This window comes from Brevibacterium sp. 'Marine' (assembly GCF_012844365.1).
GTDB lineage: Bacteria > Actinomycetota > Actinomycetes > Actinomycetales > Brevibacteriaceae > Brevibacterium.
In genome coordinates this window covers 4,067,955-4,082,725 of sequence record NZ_CP051626.1, presented here as the reverse complement: position 1 = coordinate 4,082,725, position 14,771 = coordinate 4,067,955, and the positions used below count along the sequence as shown (strand labels likewise).

General features: G+C 64.3%; 12 protein-coding genes, 1 tRNA gene and 1 pseudogene. 10 read left to right on the top strand and 4 right to left on the bottom strand.

All coding sequences use genetic code 11. The annotated features are described in order from the left end of the window. Window positions 1-49: 49 nt before the first annotated feature. Window positions 50-1,429: an aminotransferase class III-fold pyridoxal phosphate-dependent enzyme gene (locus HF684_RS18250; RefSeq protein ID WP_169253639.1), complete on the top strand. Its 1,380-nt coding sequence runs from the start codon at window positions 50-52 to the stop codon at window positions 1,427-1,429. 103 nt (window positions 1,430-1,532) lie between these two features. On the opposite strand, the gene HF684_RS18890 is transcribed toward HF684_RS18250, so the two are convergent. Both HF684_RS18890 and HF684_RS18885 read right to left on the bottom strand, forming a co-directional pair. Further along, the gene (locus HF684_RS18890) at window positions 1,533-2,123 is read right to left on the bottom strand and encodes a zinc-binding dehydrogenase (protein ID WP_248279234.1); all 591 of its coding nucleotides are present in this window, start codon (window positions 2,121-2,123) and stop codon (window positions 1,533-1,535) included. 57 nt (window positions 2,124-2,180) lie between these two features. Then, window positions 2,181-2,618 (bottom strand): annotated as a pseudogene (locus HF684_RS18885) (alcohol dehydrogenase catalytic domain-containing protein); the annotation flags it as partial. Between the two features lie 201 nt (window positions 2,619-2,819). Here HF684_RS18885 and ald point away from each other — a divergent pair. Together ald and HF684_RS18235 are read left to right on the top strand one after the other, a co-directional pair. Further along, window positions 2,820-3,938, top strand: a complete 1,119-nt coding sequence (ald, locus tag HF684_RS18240) for an alanine dehydrogenase (RefSeq protein ID WP_169253638.1) — start codon at window positions 2,820-2,822, stop codon at window positions 3,936-3,938. A 200-nt stretch (window positions 3,939-4,138) separates the two neighbouring features. Further along, window positions 4,139-5,554 (top strand): MFS transporter, encoded by a 1,416-nt coding sequence (locus HF684_RS18235; protein ID WP_169253637.1) that lies wholly within the window; start codon window positions 4,139-4,141, stop codon window positions 5,552-5,554. A 376-nt stretch (window positions 5,555-5,930) separates the two neighbouring features. On the opposite strand, the gene selD is transcribed toward HF684_RS18235, so the two are convergent. Beyond that, window positions 5,931-6,917, bottom strand: coding sequence for a selenide, water dikinase SelD (selD, locus tag HF684_RS18230; protein ID WP_211168029.1), 987 nt, complete (start codon window positions 6,915-6,917; stop codon window positions 5,931-5,933). Between the two features lie 125 nt (window positions 6,918-7,042). Between selD and HF684_RS18225 the strand changes: the two genes are divergently transcribed. The 4 genes from HF684_RS18225 to HF684_RS18210 all read left to right on the top strand — a co-directional run bounded on the left by HF684_RS18225 (window position 7,043) and on the right by HF684_RS18210 (window position 12,079). Next, window positions 7,043-7,137: transfer RNA gene (locus tag HF684_RS18225), tRNA-Sec, on the top strand. A gap of 63 nt (window positions 7,138-7,200) precedes the next feature. Further along, on the top strand, window positions 7,201-8,541 hold the full coding sequence (gene selA, locus HF684_RS18220; protein WP_169253636.1) for an L-seryl-tRNA(Sec) selenium transferase: 1,341 nt from the start codon (window positions 7,201-7,203) through the stop codon (window positions 8,539-8,541). Beyond that, complete coding sequence (gene selB / locus HF684_RS18215) at window positions 8,534-10,465, top strand: selenocysteine-specific translation elongation factor (RefSeq protein ID WP_169253635.1); 1,932 nt, start codon at window positions 8,534-8,536, stop codon at window positions 10,463-10,465. Before selA ends, selB begins: the two co-directional genes overlap by 8 nt. A 237-nt stretch (window positions 10,466-10,702) precedes the next feature. Next, the gene (locus HF684_RS18210; RefSeq protein WP_169253634.1) at window positions 10,703-12,079 is read left to right on the top strand and encodes an NAD-dependent succinate-semialdehyde dehydrogenase; all 1,377 of its coding nucleotides are present in this window, start codon (window positions 10,703-10,705) and stop codon (window positions 12,077-12,079) included. A 40-nt stretch (window positions 12,080-12,119) separates the two neighbouring features. Here HF684_RS18210 and HF684_RS18205 read toward each other — a convergent pair whose 3' ends face one another. Next, the gene (locus HF684_RS18205) at window positions 12,120-12,980 is read right to left on the bottom strand and encodes an aminoglycoside adenylyltransferase domain-containing protein (RefSeq protein ID WP_169253633.1); all 861 of its coding nucleotides are present in this window, start codon (window positions 12,978-12,980) and stop codon (window positions 12,120-12,122) included. Between the two features lie 427 nt (window positions 12,981-13,407). Between HF684_RS18205 and HF684_RS18200 the strand changes: the two genes are divergently transcribed. From HF684_RS18200 to HF684_RS18190, 3 genes are all read left to right on the top strand, one after another. Further along, window positions 13,408-14,001, top strand: a complete 594-nt coding sequence (locus HF684_RS18200) for a hypothetical protein (protein WP_169253632.1) — start codon at window positions 13,408-13,410, stop codon at window positions 13,999-14,001. Window positions 14,002-14,106: 105 nt separating this feature from the next. Beyond that, the gene (locus tag HF684_RS18195; protein WP_248279034.1) at window positions 14,107-14,352 is read left to right on the top strand and encodes a type II toxin-antitoxin system prevent-host-death family antitoxin; all 246 of its coding nucleotides are present in this window, start codon (window positions 14,107-14,109) and stop codon (window positions 14,350-14,352) included. Next, window positions 14,349-14,759 carry a type II toxin-antitoxin system VapC family toxin gene (locus HF684_RS18190; protein ID WP_169253630.1) on the top strand — a complete coding sequence of 137 codons (411 nt, stop codon included), beginning with the start codon at window positions 14,349-14,351 and terminating at the stop codon, window positions 14,757-14,759. Before HF684_RS18195 ends, HF684_RS18190 begins: the two co-directional genes overlap by 4 nt. Window positions 14,760-14,771 lie beyond the last annotated feature (12 nt).

The following is a 14,771-nucleotide window of genomic DNA, read 5'->3' as shown; positions in this document are numbered from 1 at the left end:
TCGACAAGTCGGCGGTACCGATGACCAAGTTCAGAGAACAGGAGCAACCATGGACGGCAAGAGCGGAAGTGCCCTACTCAAACCGGTAGTCGACGGACGGTACCGGCGTGCGACCAGGGGACGTGGAGTCAGGCTCTTTGACGATGAGGGCAATTCGTATCTCGACGGCTCCAGCGGAGCGATGACAGCCAACATCGGCCACGGACGCCCCGAGATTGCTGCTGCACTCCAGGCGCAGGCCAAGCAGCTGGCATTCTCTTACCGTTCGCAGTTCACCAACGTGCCAGCAGAGGAGCTCGCTCATAGGATCACCGCACTGGCGCCGGGAGATCTCAATTACGCATTCTTCGTCAACAGCGGTTCCGAAGCTTCCGAGTATGCCATTCGGACAGCGGTGAGTTACTGGCAGAGACAGCAAAGGCACGACAAGACTACGATCGTCAGCCGGCACGTGAGCTACCACGGGATGTCGATGGGTGCTCTTTCCATGTCCGGACATAACGCGCGACGACCCGACTACGGAGATCTGCTTCATCGATTTCCGAATGCCCCGGCCGCACATGCTTACCGCTTTGCCAAGCCAGGCGAAACCGAGGCCGAATATGCGGACCGTGCCGCCTACGAGTTCGAGTCGGCAATCGAAGAATTCGGAGCCGCCTCGGTGGCAGGCATCATCGTCGAACCCATCGTCGGCGCAGCCGGTGGAGTGCTCGTTCCACCTCGCGGCTATCTTCGGCGGCTCAGAGAGATCTGTGATCGTCATGAGGTCCTCTTCATCGTGGACGAAGTGATCACCGGGATGGGGAGAACCGGCGAGTGGTTCGCCTGCCACGATGAGGGAATCGTTCCTGACATTCTCCTTCTGGGCAAGGGACTCAGCGCGGGCTACACTCCGGTTGCAGGGGCTCTGCTGAGGGAGCATATCGTCGACGTGTTCCGCAGCGGAACGGGGACGGCTCCATTCGGACATACGTTCTCGGGGAACCCACTCGGCGCGGCGGCATGCCTTGCCGTCTTAGACGTGATGGACAACTCTCATGTCCTTGGGAACGTCAGAGCTCGTGGGCGGCAACTCGAAGACGGTCTGCAGAGCCTGCAGAAGCGATACGACTTCATCGATGATGTGCGTGGACGGGGTCTGCTCTGGGGCTTCGAGTTCGTCCTCGACCGAACCAACAGGCAACCGCCGAAGGCTGAATGCAACGCCTCGACGAGCTTCACCGAGATCTGTTTTGCGAAGGGGCTCGTCGTCTACCCTGCCGGCATTGCGCCGTTGAACAATGCCGTTATCGTGGCACCTCCGCTGACAATCACTGCTGACGAGATTCGCGAGTTGCTGGAGCTGCTCGACGACGCCCTATCCAGCTTCGAACCGGTGATTGAAAAGTGGCGAGCGGCAGCGACTCCGACGACGCTCTCAACGTTCTGAGTCGACCTGTAACAAAATTCGGGTGGATCCGAGACGCCTGGTCTCGGATTCACCCACAACGCTTCAGCTGTTCCGACTCGCGTCGGTGCGACGCCGATAGTGCTCAGAAAGTCACTACGGCACGAACCGAATCCGGGTCGGTCATCGTCTTCAATCCGGCATTGATCTCATCGAAAGACCATGTCGATGTCACCATCGAGGCGAGGTCGAGCGTGCCCCGACGCCTGTGATCCGAAAACGACCGTACATCCTGCGCCAACCGATTCGCCCCCATGTAGGCCCCGGTGATCTGCCGATCCCCTTCGATGAGCATCTCGGCATCGATTGTGATCGTGTTTCCAGCCGGTTGCAGGCCGAGTATGGTGGCGGTGCCATCTGCAGCCAGTATGTTGAACGCGGCGGAAGCCGTCGCCGGAGAACCGACCGCTTCGAAGCTCTTGTCGACTCCTCCGGGCACTATCTCGTGCACCGCGGCGACCAGCCGATCATCGGCGCGGACCACGTCGGTTGCACCGAATGAGTGGGCACGATCGAGCTTCTCATCATGGAGATCGATGGCGATCACTCGACTGGCTCCAGCGATACGGGCGGCCTGGATGGCGGCAATGCCCACTCCTCCGCAGCCGATGACGGCAACAGTGTCCGATGGTGAGACCTCTGCTCCATGGACAACGGCGCCGTAGCCGGTCGCCACACAGCACCCCAACAGACATGCCTCGGATGAAGGAACACCCGGATCCACTGGCACAACCGCGCTATCTGAGACCAGGACTGCTTCTGCGAAGGCGCCGATCCCACCGAGCTGATTGATCGGAGTGCCGTCGGCATCGGTGAGTTTGGGGCGGTGTCGTCTCCGCTCGACGGAAGACCGCAGACAGAGCGCGGCCCGACCCCGAACACAGGCAGAGCATTTACCGCAGTTCGGTGTGATCGTGGCGACCACTCTGTCCCCGACGCGGATACCATTGCAGGAATCGCCGACAGCTTCGACCTCACCACAGACCTCATGGCCGAGGACAGCAGGCACATCGATCGGCAGATTTCCATTCACATAATGGAGGTCGCTGTGGCACAGGCCGACGGCGAGAGTTCGCAGACGAACTTCAGTCGGCAAGGGCGAATCTATGTGCACGGTTTCGATGGAGAGATCGGCTCCGGGCTGCCTGAGAATTGCAGCCGCTATCGGCATACTCGTCATATGTGGCTCCTTCGCCGAGGTGACAGATGAGTGAAACCCCATCATCTACCATCAATTCCCGACACGAATGTGTGGCCAGTCCATCCGTCCGACCTGTCCTGTGCCAACTGCACATCGCTCTCAGCACGCATGGCGGTACGTTCAGTCTCGGCATGCCCTCAAGGGCGCACTCAAAGGAGAGAAGGACACACAATGCGCATTTCAGTGCCCACCGAGGTCAAGAACAACGAGTTCCGAGTCGCCATCACCGCTGCCGGCGTCAACGAACTCGTCGCCCACGGCCATGAGGTCACCGTCCAAGCGGGAGCCGGCGAAGGCTCCTTCATCATCGATGCCGAATACGAGGCAGCCGGAGCGACGATCGCCCCCGACGCGGCCTCCACCTGGGCCGCCGGCGATCTCGTGCTCAAGGTCAAAGAGCCGATCGCCCAGGAATACGGGTTCCTGCGCAAGGATCTCATCCTCTTCACCTACCTCCACCTCGCCGCCGATGAGGCACTCACGAAGGCTCTGATGGAGGCCGGGACCACGGCCATCGCCTACGAGACCGTCCAGCCCGACGGCGGCGGTCTTCCGCTGCTGGCGCCGATGAGTGAGATCGCCGGACGCCTGTCGACTCAGGTCGGCGCGCACAGCCTGCTCAAAGCCAATGGTGGTCGCGGCATCCTGCTCTCCGGGGTCCCCGGCGTCGAACGGGCGAATGTCGTCGTCATCGGTGCCGGTGTGGCCGGGACGAACGCCGCCCGCATGGCCCTCGGTCTCGGAGCGACCGTCGAAGTCATCGATATCAACATTCCGCGTCTGCGGCAGATCGATGAGACCTTCGCCGGTGCCATCGGCACGAAGGTGTCGAACAAGTACGAGATCACGAAGTCTCTGGCCTCGGCCGATCTCGTGATCGGTTCGGTGCTGATCCCGGGCAAGAAGGCGCCGAAGCTCGTCACCGATGACATGGTTTCCGGGATGAAGCCGGGCTCCGTCCTCGTTGATATCGCCATCGATCAGGGCGGCTGCTTCGAGAACTCGCGACCGACGACGCACGATGATCCGACGTTCACCGTGCACAACTCTGTCTACTACTGCGTGGCGAACATGCCCGGTGCCGTGCCGAACACGGCCACGGCGGCGCTGACGAACGCGACTCTGCCGTTTGCCGTGAAGATCGCCGATCAGGGGTGGCATAAGGCGCTGTCGAACGATTCGGCCCTGGCCCGCGGCCTCAACATCCACAACGGGCATGTCACCAACGACAACGTCGCCGACGCCTTCGGCCTCGAGGTTGCTTCTGTGGCGCAGGCTCTCGTTGCCTGACAGAACTCCACCACTCCTCTCATCCTTCCACATGCCGTCGACTTCGTGCGGCCGATGCTGGACAGAAGCATTTGCGATAGATACCCCCATTGGGTATAGGGTAAGTACCCCCGTGGGGTATATACATCGTTATTTTCGCCATTCGGGTCCGATCGCAAAAGAATCGCATCACTGTCGCGCGAACGAAGGAAGAGATTTCGATGACGACGAAGAACCAGACAGGTAGCGGACTCATTCCGTTATTGGTGATCGCCTCGGCCCAGTTGATGGTCGTCCTGGATGACTCAATCGTGAATATCGCCTTGCCGAGCATTCAGCGAGAGCTGGAAATTGCACCTTCGCTGCTTCCGTGGGTGGTCAATGCCTACATTCTCGCGTTCGGTGCTCTCCTCCTGCTCGGTGGACGGTTCGGCGATCTGTGGGGCCGCAGGCGCACACTGCAAACAGGAATAGCAACGTTCGTCCTCGCCTCACTGGCGGGAGGGCTTGGCGTGAACGTCGCGATGCTCATTGCGGCACGCGCTCTGCAGGGCATTGGGGCCGCTATGATCGCTCCGAACGCTTTGGCGCTCATTGCAACGACTTTCTCCGACACGAAGATGCGAGACCAGGCGCTTTCGCTATACGGGGCGATGTCCGGCCTCGGCATCGTTCTCGGCCTACTCCTCGGTGGCGCTCTGACTCACCTGCTGGACTGGCGATGGGTGTTCTTCGTCAATGTGCCGATCGGACTGCTTGTGCTGACGGGTACGCGTACTCTGGCGTCGACGGGCCGCCAGACAGGTCGTATGGGTGCCCTCGGTGCTTCTCTGGGCACGGTCGGCATGGTTGCGCTGGTCTATGCGATCACCCGCTTCGGGGAAGACGGGTTCGGCGACATCATTGCATATGCTCTGGTGGCTGCGGCTGTCGGTTTGCTGGTTCTCTTCATCTTCAATCAGCGTTCAAGCCGAAGCCCCCTGGTGCCTCTGACATTGTTCGGTAGCCGCAACCGATCCGGTTCGTATCTGACAATGCTGGGCTTGGCGATCGGGCCGATGGGAACCTTCTACGTGATCACCCTCTACATGCAGGAAGTCGCCGGATTCAGTCCTTTGCATGCCGGACTGGCCTGGCTCCCTTTTGCATTCGGCATCGTCCTCGGAGCTGGCATCGCACCGAAGCTGTTGATCAGAACCGCACCTCGATACGTCGCCACGCTCGGCGCATTGCTCGGAGCCGGGGGCGTGTTCTGGTTCTCTTGGATCGAGGTGGAGGCCAGCTATTGGACGCTGATGGCTCCGGCGATGGTGCTCATTGCCGTCGGATTCGGGCTGGGCACCATTGCGCTCACACAAGCGGCGGTCTACGGCGTAGCCTCCGACCGCGCAGGGATCGCCTCGGCTCTGCTCAACTCGGCTCAGCAAGTGGGGGTGGCGCTCGGGCTGGCGAGTCTCGCCGGGGTCGCGGCGTACGTGAGCGCGGGTGTGACCGTTCCGCAGCGGCTTGTCGACGGCTATGGATCGGCATTGATGTTCGGTGCCGCTGTTCTCCTTGTCACAGCGGTCGTGGCGCTTCTGACCTTGAACGGTCAGAAGCGGCACAGCGAAGAGTCTGCGCCAGCGATCCGCGAATGAGCAGCAAGGGCGACCGGGCTGGTCGATTTTGCGAGCAGATGCGCGCATGCTGTCGGCGACGAGGTCACTGCCACGGATCTCCGTCTCAGCCCCCGCGAGATCAGCGTACTGAAATTGATCGGCGAGGGAGCAGTCAACGCTGATCTAAGGGGGGGCTCTGAGCATTTCGCGACGTACCGCAGCAACTCACGTAGAGCACATGCTGCTGTAGATGAAGTCGAAGTCTCGGGCGCATGCGTCTGCGAAAGGAGTACAACTGGGCCTGATCGAAGTGGCGTGCAGTCCATGACGAAACGACCATATCGGCAGAAGACAGCAGAACTGCCGTCGGTATCAGACCAGATGATCCGGTGGTGTCAGTTTGAGATCTCCGACCTCACCGCACGTGCACGCCCGAGCCGGCGACGATCTCACCGATGACCGGGTGTCCGGGCAGCTCGCCGACGACGAGCAGGCCGCCCGAAGTCTGCGCATCGGCCAGAAGCAGCAGGTCGTCCTCGCTCACGCCGTCATCCGCGGTCAGATGCGGCCGCACCCAGTCGAGGTTTCGCCTGGTCCCACCGGACACAAAACCGTCAACGATCGACTCATCGACGCCGTCGAGGCGGGGCACTGCGGCCGCGTCGATGACGGCTCCGACTCCTGAGGCTCGGGCCATCTTGAACAGATGCCCGAGCAGACCGAAGCCGGTGACATCCGTGGCCGCCCGCACACCAGCAGCCACGGCCGCTCGTGACGCTTCGGCATTGAGCGCGGTCATCGTGGCGATGGCCTCGTCGAATCGATCACCCGTGACCTTGTGCCGGTTGTTGAGGACCCCCACCCCGATCGGCTTGGTCAATGTCAGGGGGAGCCCCGCCTCGGCGGCGTCATTGCGCATGAGCTCATCCGGGTGGGCCACGCCGGTCACGGCCATGCCGTACTTCGGCTCGGGATCGTCGATCGAATGTCCGCCGGCGACGGGACAGTTCGCCTGCGCCGCCACGTCGAGTCCGCCGCGAAGAACCTCGGTGAGCAGCTCCATCGGCAACTTCTCCCGCGGCCACCCGACGAGGTTGATCGCCGTCACCGGGGCCCCGCCCATCGCGTAGATGTCGGAGAGCGCGTTGGCCGCAGCGATCCGACCCCAGTCGTAAGCATCGTCGACGACGGGAGTGAAGAAGTCCGCCGTCGAGAGCACCGCAAGGTCGTCTCGGACCCGCACCGCCGAGGCATCATCACCGTCATCGAGGCCGACGAGGACATCTGGACCGGACTGACCGACCAGCCCGCGCACCGCGTCCTCGAGTTCACCCGGCGGGATCTTGCACGCACATCCTCCACCGTGGGCGAACGAGGTCAGACGGTCCTGCATCTCAGTCATACCCGGAGACTAACACTCACGTGACGAGACCGTCACCAGGTCCGATGGGCGTGCACATCGAGAAGAGCGACGTGCTCCGCTGCCAGCTGTGAGCACTCGCCCACGCCCGCGATAGGATGACCGACGGAGGCGTCCGTGTCCTGGTGGGCGCCCTGGTCTTCAAAACCAGTGAGACCGAGTATCTCGGTCTGGCGGGTTCGATTCCCGTCCGCCTCCGCCAACCGTTTCGCGGTCCCGCCGACCAAGCGGCGCCGCCGTGACCCTGCACCGAGGAGGCCGCCCCATGGTCGATCCCGACCCGCGTCGATCCATTCCGCGCACGGATCACCTCCTCGCCCTTCCCGAGGTCATCGCCGCAGGTGAGCACCTCAAGCAGGCGACCATCAAAGCGATCATCTCCGAAGTGCAGACCGCCGCCCGAGCCGGTGAGATCCCCGTCGCCGAGGTGGCCCCCACCATCACCGCCGAGCTCGGTTCCCGTTCGGCCTCCTCCCTGACTCCGGTGCTCAACGCCACCGGCATCCTCGTCCACACGAACCTCGGCCGAGCACCGCTCTCACCTGCGGCAACACAGGCAATCACCGAGGCGGCCGGCTACGTCGACGTCGAAATGGACCTCGGCACCGGCAAACGCAGCAAGCGGGGAACCGGAGCGAAAGCCGCACTCTTGCGGGCCTGCCCGGCAGCCGAGGACGCCCTTGTCGTCAACAACGGTGCGGCCGCCCTGCTGCTGGCCGTCACTGCGCTGCGCGGCCGCAGCCCTCGTTCGAGTTCCGTCCCCGGCGATCCCGGCGAGATCATCATCAGCCGCGGCGAACTCATCGAAATCGGCGCCGGCTTCCGCCTCACCGACCTCATGACCACCACCGGCGCCAGGCTGCGTGAAGTCGGCACGACGAACCGCACGCACCTGGCCGACTACGCCGACGCCATCAGCGACGACACGTCCTGCCTGCTCAAGGTCCATACGAGCAACTTCCGCGTCGAAGGATTCACCTCCTCCGTCGAGGCCGCTGACCTGCACAGACTCGCCGAGGAGCACGACCTGCCGCTCATCGTCGACCTCGGCTCCGGACTCTTCACCCCCGACCCGGCCCTGCCCGACGAACCCGACATCGACAGCGCCCTACGCGCCGGTGCCGACCTCGTCATCGTCTCCGGCGACAAACTCCTCGGTGGCCCGCAAGCCGGCCTCATCCTCGGCCGCACCGAAGCAGTGCAGACACTGGCAAAACACCCCCTGGCCAGAGCACTGCGCACCGACAAACTCACCCTCGCCGCGCTGGACGCGACGGTCACCCACACCGCGAACCCGATCCACGACGCCCTCCACATCGACGCGGATCACCTGCGGAAACGCACCGAAGAACTCGCCGAGGCGGTCGGTGCCACGGTCGTCGACCACGATGGCCGGGTCGGCGGCGGGGGAGCCCCCGGCGTGTCCCTGCCCGGCTGGGCCATCGAGCTGCCCGAAGACTGTGCCGAACCGCTGCGCCTCGGCGATCCCGCGATCGTCGCCCGCGTCCACCAGGGACGATGCCTCGTCGACCTGCGCTGCGTGTCCGAAAGCGATGATCGACGCGTCGCCGAGGCCATCGCCCGAGTCCGTGGCAGCCATGTCTGAAACACCGCACGGCTCCGCGCACGCGACCCCGGGTACCTTCGTCATCGCCACCGCCGGGCACGTCGACCACGGGAAGTCGACGCTGGTGAGCTCCCTGACCGGAATGGAACCCGACCGCTGGGCCGAGGAGAAGAAACGCGGACTGACCATCGACCTCGGTTTCGCCTGGACCACCCTGCCCTCGGGACGCGAACTCGCCTTCGTCGACGTTCCCGGACACGAGAAATTCCTCGCGAACATGCTCGCCGGGCTCGGCCCCGCCCCCATCGCCTGCTTCGTCATCGCCGCCGACAAGGGCTGGCAAGCCCAATCGAGCGACCATCGCGACGCGATCAATGCGCTCGGCATCACCCACGGCCTCGTCGTCATCACCCGCGCCGACCTCGCCCCCGACTCCGTCGAGACCACACACGCCCAGGTCAGCGCTCAACTGCGGGGAACAACCCTCGAACTCGCTCCGATCGTCACAGTCTCGGCGACGACCGGGCAGGGTCTGCCCGAACTCATCAGCGTCCTCGACGAGGTCACGGCCTCAGCCGAGCCTCCGACCACCTCGGGGAGGGTGCGACTGTGGGTCGATCGGGCCTTCACCATCAAGGGAGCCGGCACCGTCATCACCGGCACCCTCACCTCAGGCACCCTGACCGCCGGTGATGCCGTCGAACTGCGCGGGGAGACCATCGACCGGACCGTGGGAATCCGCGGCCTGCAGTCCCGGAATTCCACCACCACCGAGGTGGTCCCGCAGGCCCGCGTGGCCGTCAACCTCCGCGACGTCCCCGCCGACGACCTCCACCGCGGCGACGCTCTGCTCACGAGCGGGGCCTGGCCGATCGTCGACACGATCGACGTGCGCCGCACCATGGGCGAGGCCCTCGACTCCGGCATCCACGAACTCATGGCCCATATCGGCACCGCCGCCGTGCCCGCCAGGCTGCGGGACTTCGATGCCGATCACGCTCGACTCACCCTCGACCGGCCGCTTCCCCTGCAGGTCAGCGACCGGATCGTGCTGCGCGCCCCGGGCAGCCGCAACGTCTTCGCAGGCCTCCTCGTCCTCGACGTCGACCCGCCCGAACTGTCCCGGAGAGGCGACGGTGCCAGGCGCGGCCGAGAGCTCGCCGAACGACCCATCGCAGGCGATATCCTCGCCGAGGTGGCCCGCCGCGGAGCCGTCGAACGCTCCGTCCTCACCCGGTTCGGTCTGCAGGTGCCCGGTGACGAGGGTCTGCCCGCCGACGTCGAGAGTGTGGGCGGCTGGCTCGTTCACTCACCGACGCTGACCGCCTGGGTCGAGGCGACGAAATGCTTGGTCAGTCGCGAACTCGCGGCCACACCGATGGCCGCGGGAGTCCCCGTCAAAGCCGTCGCCGAGGCACTGCGCAGGAGCCCTGACACGAGCCGCAGACATGGTGGCGAGACCAGGCGCGATGCCCTGTCGATAGCGAACGATCAGCCGACCCTGCCCGACGGTACGGGGACCGCAAATCGGGCACTGCTGGACGCGATCATCGTCCGCGCCGGACTCGAAGCCGTCGACGGAATGGTCCGCCCGCCCGGGCATACCGCGGGACTCGGTGCCGCCGAATCCGGTATCGCCGAGATCGAACGTCGACTCGCATCCGACCCGTTCGCCGCACCGGAAGCCGATGACCTGCGCGAACTCGGTCTCGGAGCGCGGGAGCTCGCGGTCGCCGAGAAGGCGGGACGGATCCTGCGCCTCGGCGACGGAATCATCGTGTCCCCGCGCACCCCCGCGCAGGCGATGCGGATCCTCGCCGGTCTCGACCAGCCCTTCACCACAAGCCAGGCGCGGCAGGCGCTGGGGACGACCCGACGCGTCGTCATCCCCCTGCTCGAACACCTCGACGGCCGAGGCTGGACGCGCCGACTCGACACCACACACCGCGAAGTCGTGCGCTGAGGACGGTCACGGCACCATCGGTCGGGTGGGCACGGCGACGAATCGATCTCCTCGTCACTGGGCGGTCGCCTCGGCGAAACTCCGTGACCTGTATTACGATCAAGTCGGAATGATCGTTCGCGCCGATTCGGGCGCTTCCGTCGATGGTATGGGTGATAACTGACTGCGGTGATGGGGCCGCAGCACACCATTTTTCCCTCATCCCTCTGCAATTTCGGAACCATCACAGGAGCAAACATGTCGAACTATCGTGTTGAGAATCCCGCCACCGGCGAAATCGTCGAGACCTTCGCCGAGGCGACCGACGCCGAGATCGAATCCACCGTCGCTGGCGCCCACACTACGTACCTGACGTGGAAGGACACCGACATTCAGGAACGGGCGTCGATTGTGCGCAGGGCGGCGGAGATCTTCCATGAACGCAAGGACGAACTCGCCAGGACGATCTCGGTGGAGATGGGCAAGTCGTATGCCGAGTCCGTCGATGAGGTCGAGTTCGCCGCCGACATCATCGACTACTACGGCGTCCACGGACCCAGTCTGGCCACGGATTATCAGATCCCGTCGACCATCCCCGGCACTGCCCGGATCGAAGCGCTGCCGATCGGCGCCCTGTTGGGTGTGATGCCGTGGAACTTCCCCTACTATCAGGTCGCTCGGTTCGCTGCCCCGAATCTTGTGCTGGGCAACACGATCATGCTCAAACACGCTGACATCTGTGGACGGTCGGCACTGTTGATCGAGGAGATCTTCCACGCCGCCGGCGTACCCGAGGGTGGGTACTCACACCTTTTCGCCAACCATGATCAGATCGCGTCGATGATTGCCGACCCCCGGGTTCAGGGAGTCTCCCTGACCGGGTCGGAGCGGGCCGGAGCGATCATCGGCGCTCAGGCGGGGCAGAACCTGAAGAAAGCCGTGTTGGAGCTCGGTGGCATCGACCCGATGGTCGTCCTCGACGCCTCTGATGTTGCTGCTGTGGCTCGTGAAGCGTGGGAGTTCAGGACGTATAACGCCGGACAGGTATGCAACTCGAATAAGCGGCTGATCGTCATGGACGACATCTATGACGAGTTCGTTGCTGAGCTCGTGAAGTTGGGCACCGGGTTGAAGCCCGGGGATCCGCTGAGCCTGGGTGAGGGCGAGTATGTGCCTCTGTCGAGCCGTGCTGCCGCCGAGACCGTTGACGCACAGGTGACCAAGGCCGTGGCTGAGGGTGCCCGTGTGCTCATCGGTGGTGAGCTGGGTGAGGGCCCGGCGGCGTATTATGCCCCGACCGTGCTCGTCGATGTGCCCAGGGACTCGCAGTCGTATGGCGAAGAGATCTTCGGGCCGGTGGCCACCGTGTATAGGGTCTCCAGCGATGAGGAGGCCCTCGAGCTTGCGAACGATTGTGCCCTTGGTTTGGGTGGGTCCGTGTTCTCCACTGATGAGGGGCGTGCCGATCGTGTGGCCGCGCGCCTCGACGTGGGGATGACGCATGTGAATACGATCGCTGCGGAGGCCGCGGAGATTCCCTTCGGCGGGGTGAAGCGGTCTGGTTTCGGTCGTGAGATGGGTCCGATCGGGATGGGCGAGTTCGTCAATAAGCGCCTCCACTTCATCGCGAAGTAGAGTTCGCCCAGCAGGACTCAGCCTCCTCGCGCAGTCGACCTCAGCCGAGGGCGGCAGCGATGATGTCCTCCATCGCCGAGGCGGTCAGCCCCCGCCACTGCCGTCGTGACGGTGCGGACGGAATCCGCGCGCCGCGCACTTTGGCCAGGGCCACCTCGGTGATGGGGGCGTGCTGAGGAAATGCGGTCAGCGCGCGGCGTCCCGCTTCCTCCTTGCTGATGATCTCACCGGTGATGAGCGTATGATGCATCCGCGCGGGACCGAGCACACACCACGCGACGGTGCCGGCTGAAAGTCCCCGCGGGGACGTCACGAGCCGACGAAGCAGCGTTCCCGGGGTGCTCGACGGACGGACGCGCAGCTGTGCGGCCAACGGAGTCCAGTACTCGCGCAGATTCGTACTGACCCACGGGCGAAGCGTCTCCGGCTGCGCGTTGACCTCCCACTCGGCGATCGGCCGACCCCGCACCGTGATCCCGCCGTCGACGAGCTCCTTCCAGATCACCGGATTGACGTCGAATGCGCCTTTCGGGTCGAAGATCTCCCCGGTGTGGGAGGCGATCGGCGGAATCTCGGTGACAGGGCGACGGACCTCGGATTCGGCGATGAAGACCGTATTGCAACAGGCGCTCACACCTCGCCCGCGCGCCGCCCCGACCACCAAGCGGGGCACCTGCGAGAGGTGGAGCAGCCGCAGGCGGCGGAGGAGATCTGGCCGTGTCCGGCACTCATCGGCGATGACCGCGACGAGGTCGATGTCGCTGCGGCCCGGACGATAGGCGCCGAGAGCGATCGACCCAGTGACAGCGCAGGCGATGATGCCGCCGGGCAGGACCCGATCGGCAACACGCAGATAGGACCTGATGGCGGATGCGACGTCCGGCGGCAGCTGTGAGCGCATGCGGCCAGGTTACCCAGGATCCCGCCCCACCGGTGCGTCCGCAGCGCTCGCCGGCAGCAGTGCGGTCGCCTCGTTGCGTCTGAACTTTCCCTGGTCCGCGCCTGCGAACCGCCCGACGAGCCGATCGAGACCCCGGTCACGGGCGGGTGAGAGCACCGCTGGTCACCGCGCGGCGTTCAGCGAACTCTGATCGCTTACACACGGATCCGTGACGATTCGTTGCGGCGAGAATGAGTCATCTCGAAGTCTCTCTGCATTGAACGGGGCCGATCGGTCCGTCAGTGTTGTGTGGGGCGATTCCACGGCACGTTCTGCATTGGTGTTCCTGTGCCGACCACAGGGCAGATGCCGCAGAACCCACCACGTGTGCCGCGCACCAGGAGTCGCCGACCGGGTCGAGGACCCGATCAAGAGAAAGTGAGAACAGATGAAACGTGCGCGCACACTTGCGGTGACTGCACTGTCCGCCGCCGTCCTCGCCGGGGGAGTCTCCCTGGCCACGGCGACCTCGGCCTCGGCCGACCCGATCTCCGGAGGCGTCAGCCAGGAGGGTGAAGCAGCCCAGTCCGACGCCGGCTCGACCGGAGGGATCGACGACCCGGATGAGCTGAGCGAGGAGCAGATCGACAATGCGCGCACCATCATCGGCGTCGGCAAGGGCGCGGACCTGTCGGAGCAGGCACAGACGATCGCCGTGATGACCGCACTGCAGGAATCGAGCCTCAACGACCTCGACGGCGGAGACCGCGATTCCGCCGGTGCCTTCCAACAGCGTCCCTCGATGAACTGGGGATCAGCCGACGAAGTCACCGACACCGTGTACGCGTCGAAAGCCTTCTACGGGGTCGACTCCGGAACCGCCAACCCGGGACTGACCCAGATCGCCGACTGGGAGAACATCGACCCCGGTGACGCCGCACAGGAAGTGCAGCGCTCGGCCTACCCCGACGCCTACGACAAGTGGGAGCCGCTGGCGAAGAAGCTCGTCGACGAGAACCAGGACGTCGACTCCATCGACTGATGTCCGCGGGTCCGAGAGTCCTGTCCACTCGGCATCTGGTGATGGATTCGTCCACAACCCAGACGTAGAATGTACCTACAGTAGTGACATTTCGGGAGGTGGATGATGACCACGATGTCGAGTCGGGAATTCAACCGGGACGTATCGGCGGCCAAGCGTGCGGCCACACACGGACCGGTCACCATCACCGAACATGGTCGTCGCGCGCACGTTCTGCTGACTGCCGATGAGTTCGATCAACTCAGCGGCAGATCGGACCTCGTCGGTGATGCCCTCGTTATCCACGACGATGATTCGGACCTCGATCTGCCGCACCGTTCTCAGCGATCGCTGCGGGTGCCCGAACTGTGAGATATCTGCTCGACACCAACATCATCAGTGACGCTCGCCGCGGCAACCGGACTCCCGTCGGATCCTGGATCGCCGCACAGCGGATCGACGATCTGGCCATCAGCGCCATTACGGTCCTCGAACTCGACGTCGGAGTCCGACGGAAAGAGCGGCGGGACGCACGCGCTGGATCGGTCCTTCGGCAGTGGTTCGACGAACAGGTCTCTGAGGTCTTCGACAGAAGAATTCTTGCCGTCGATGCCGAAGTGGCTGTGCAGGCATCGCAATTGCACGCCCCTGACCCGATGCCCGACATGGACAGCCTGATCGCAGGGACCGCACTCGCACACTCTCTGACCCTGGTGACGAGGAACGTCGCTGACTTCGCGAATATCGGAGTCAGACTGCTCAATCCCTGGGAGGACTGACCCCCTTCGCGG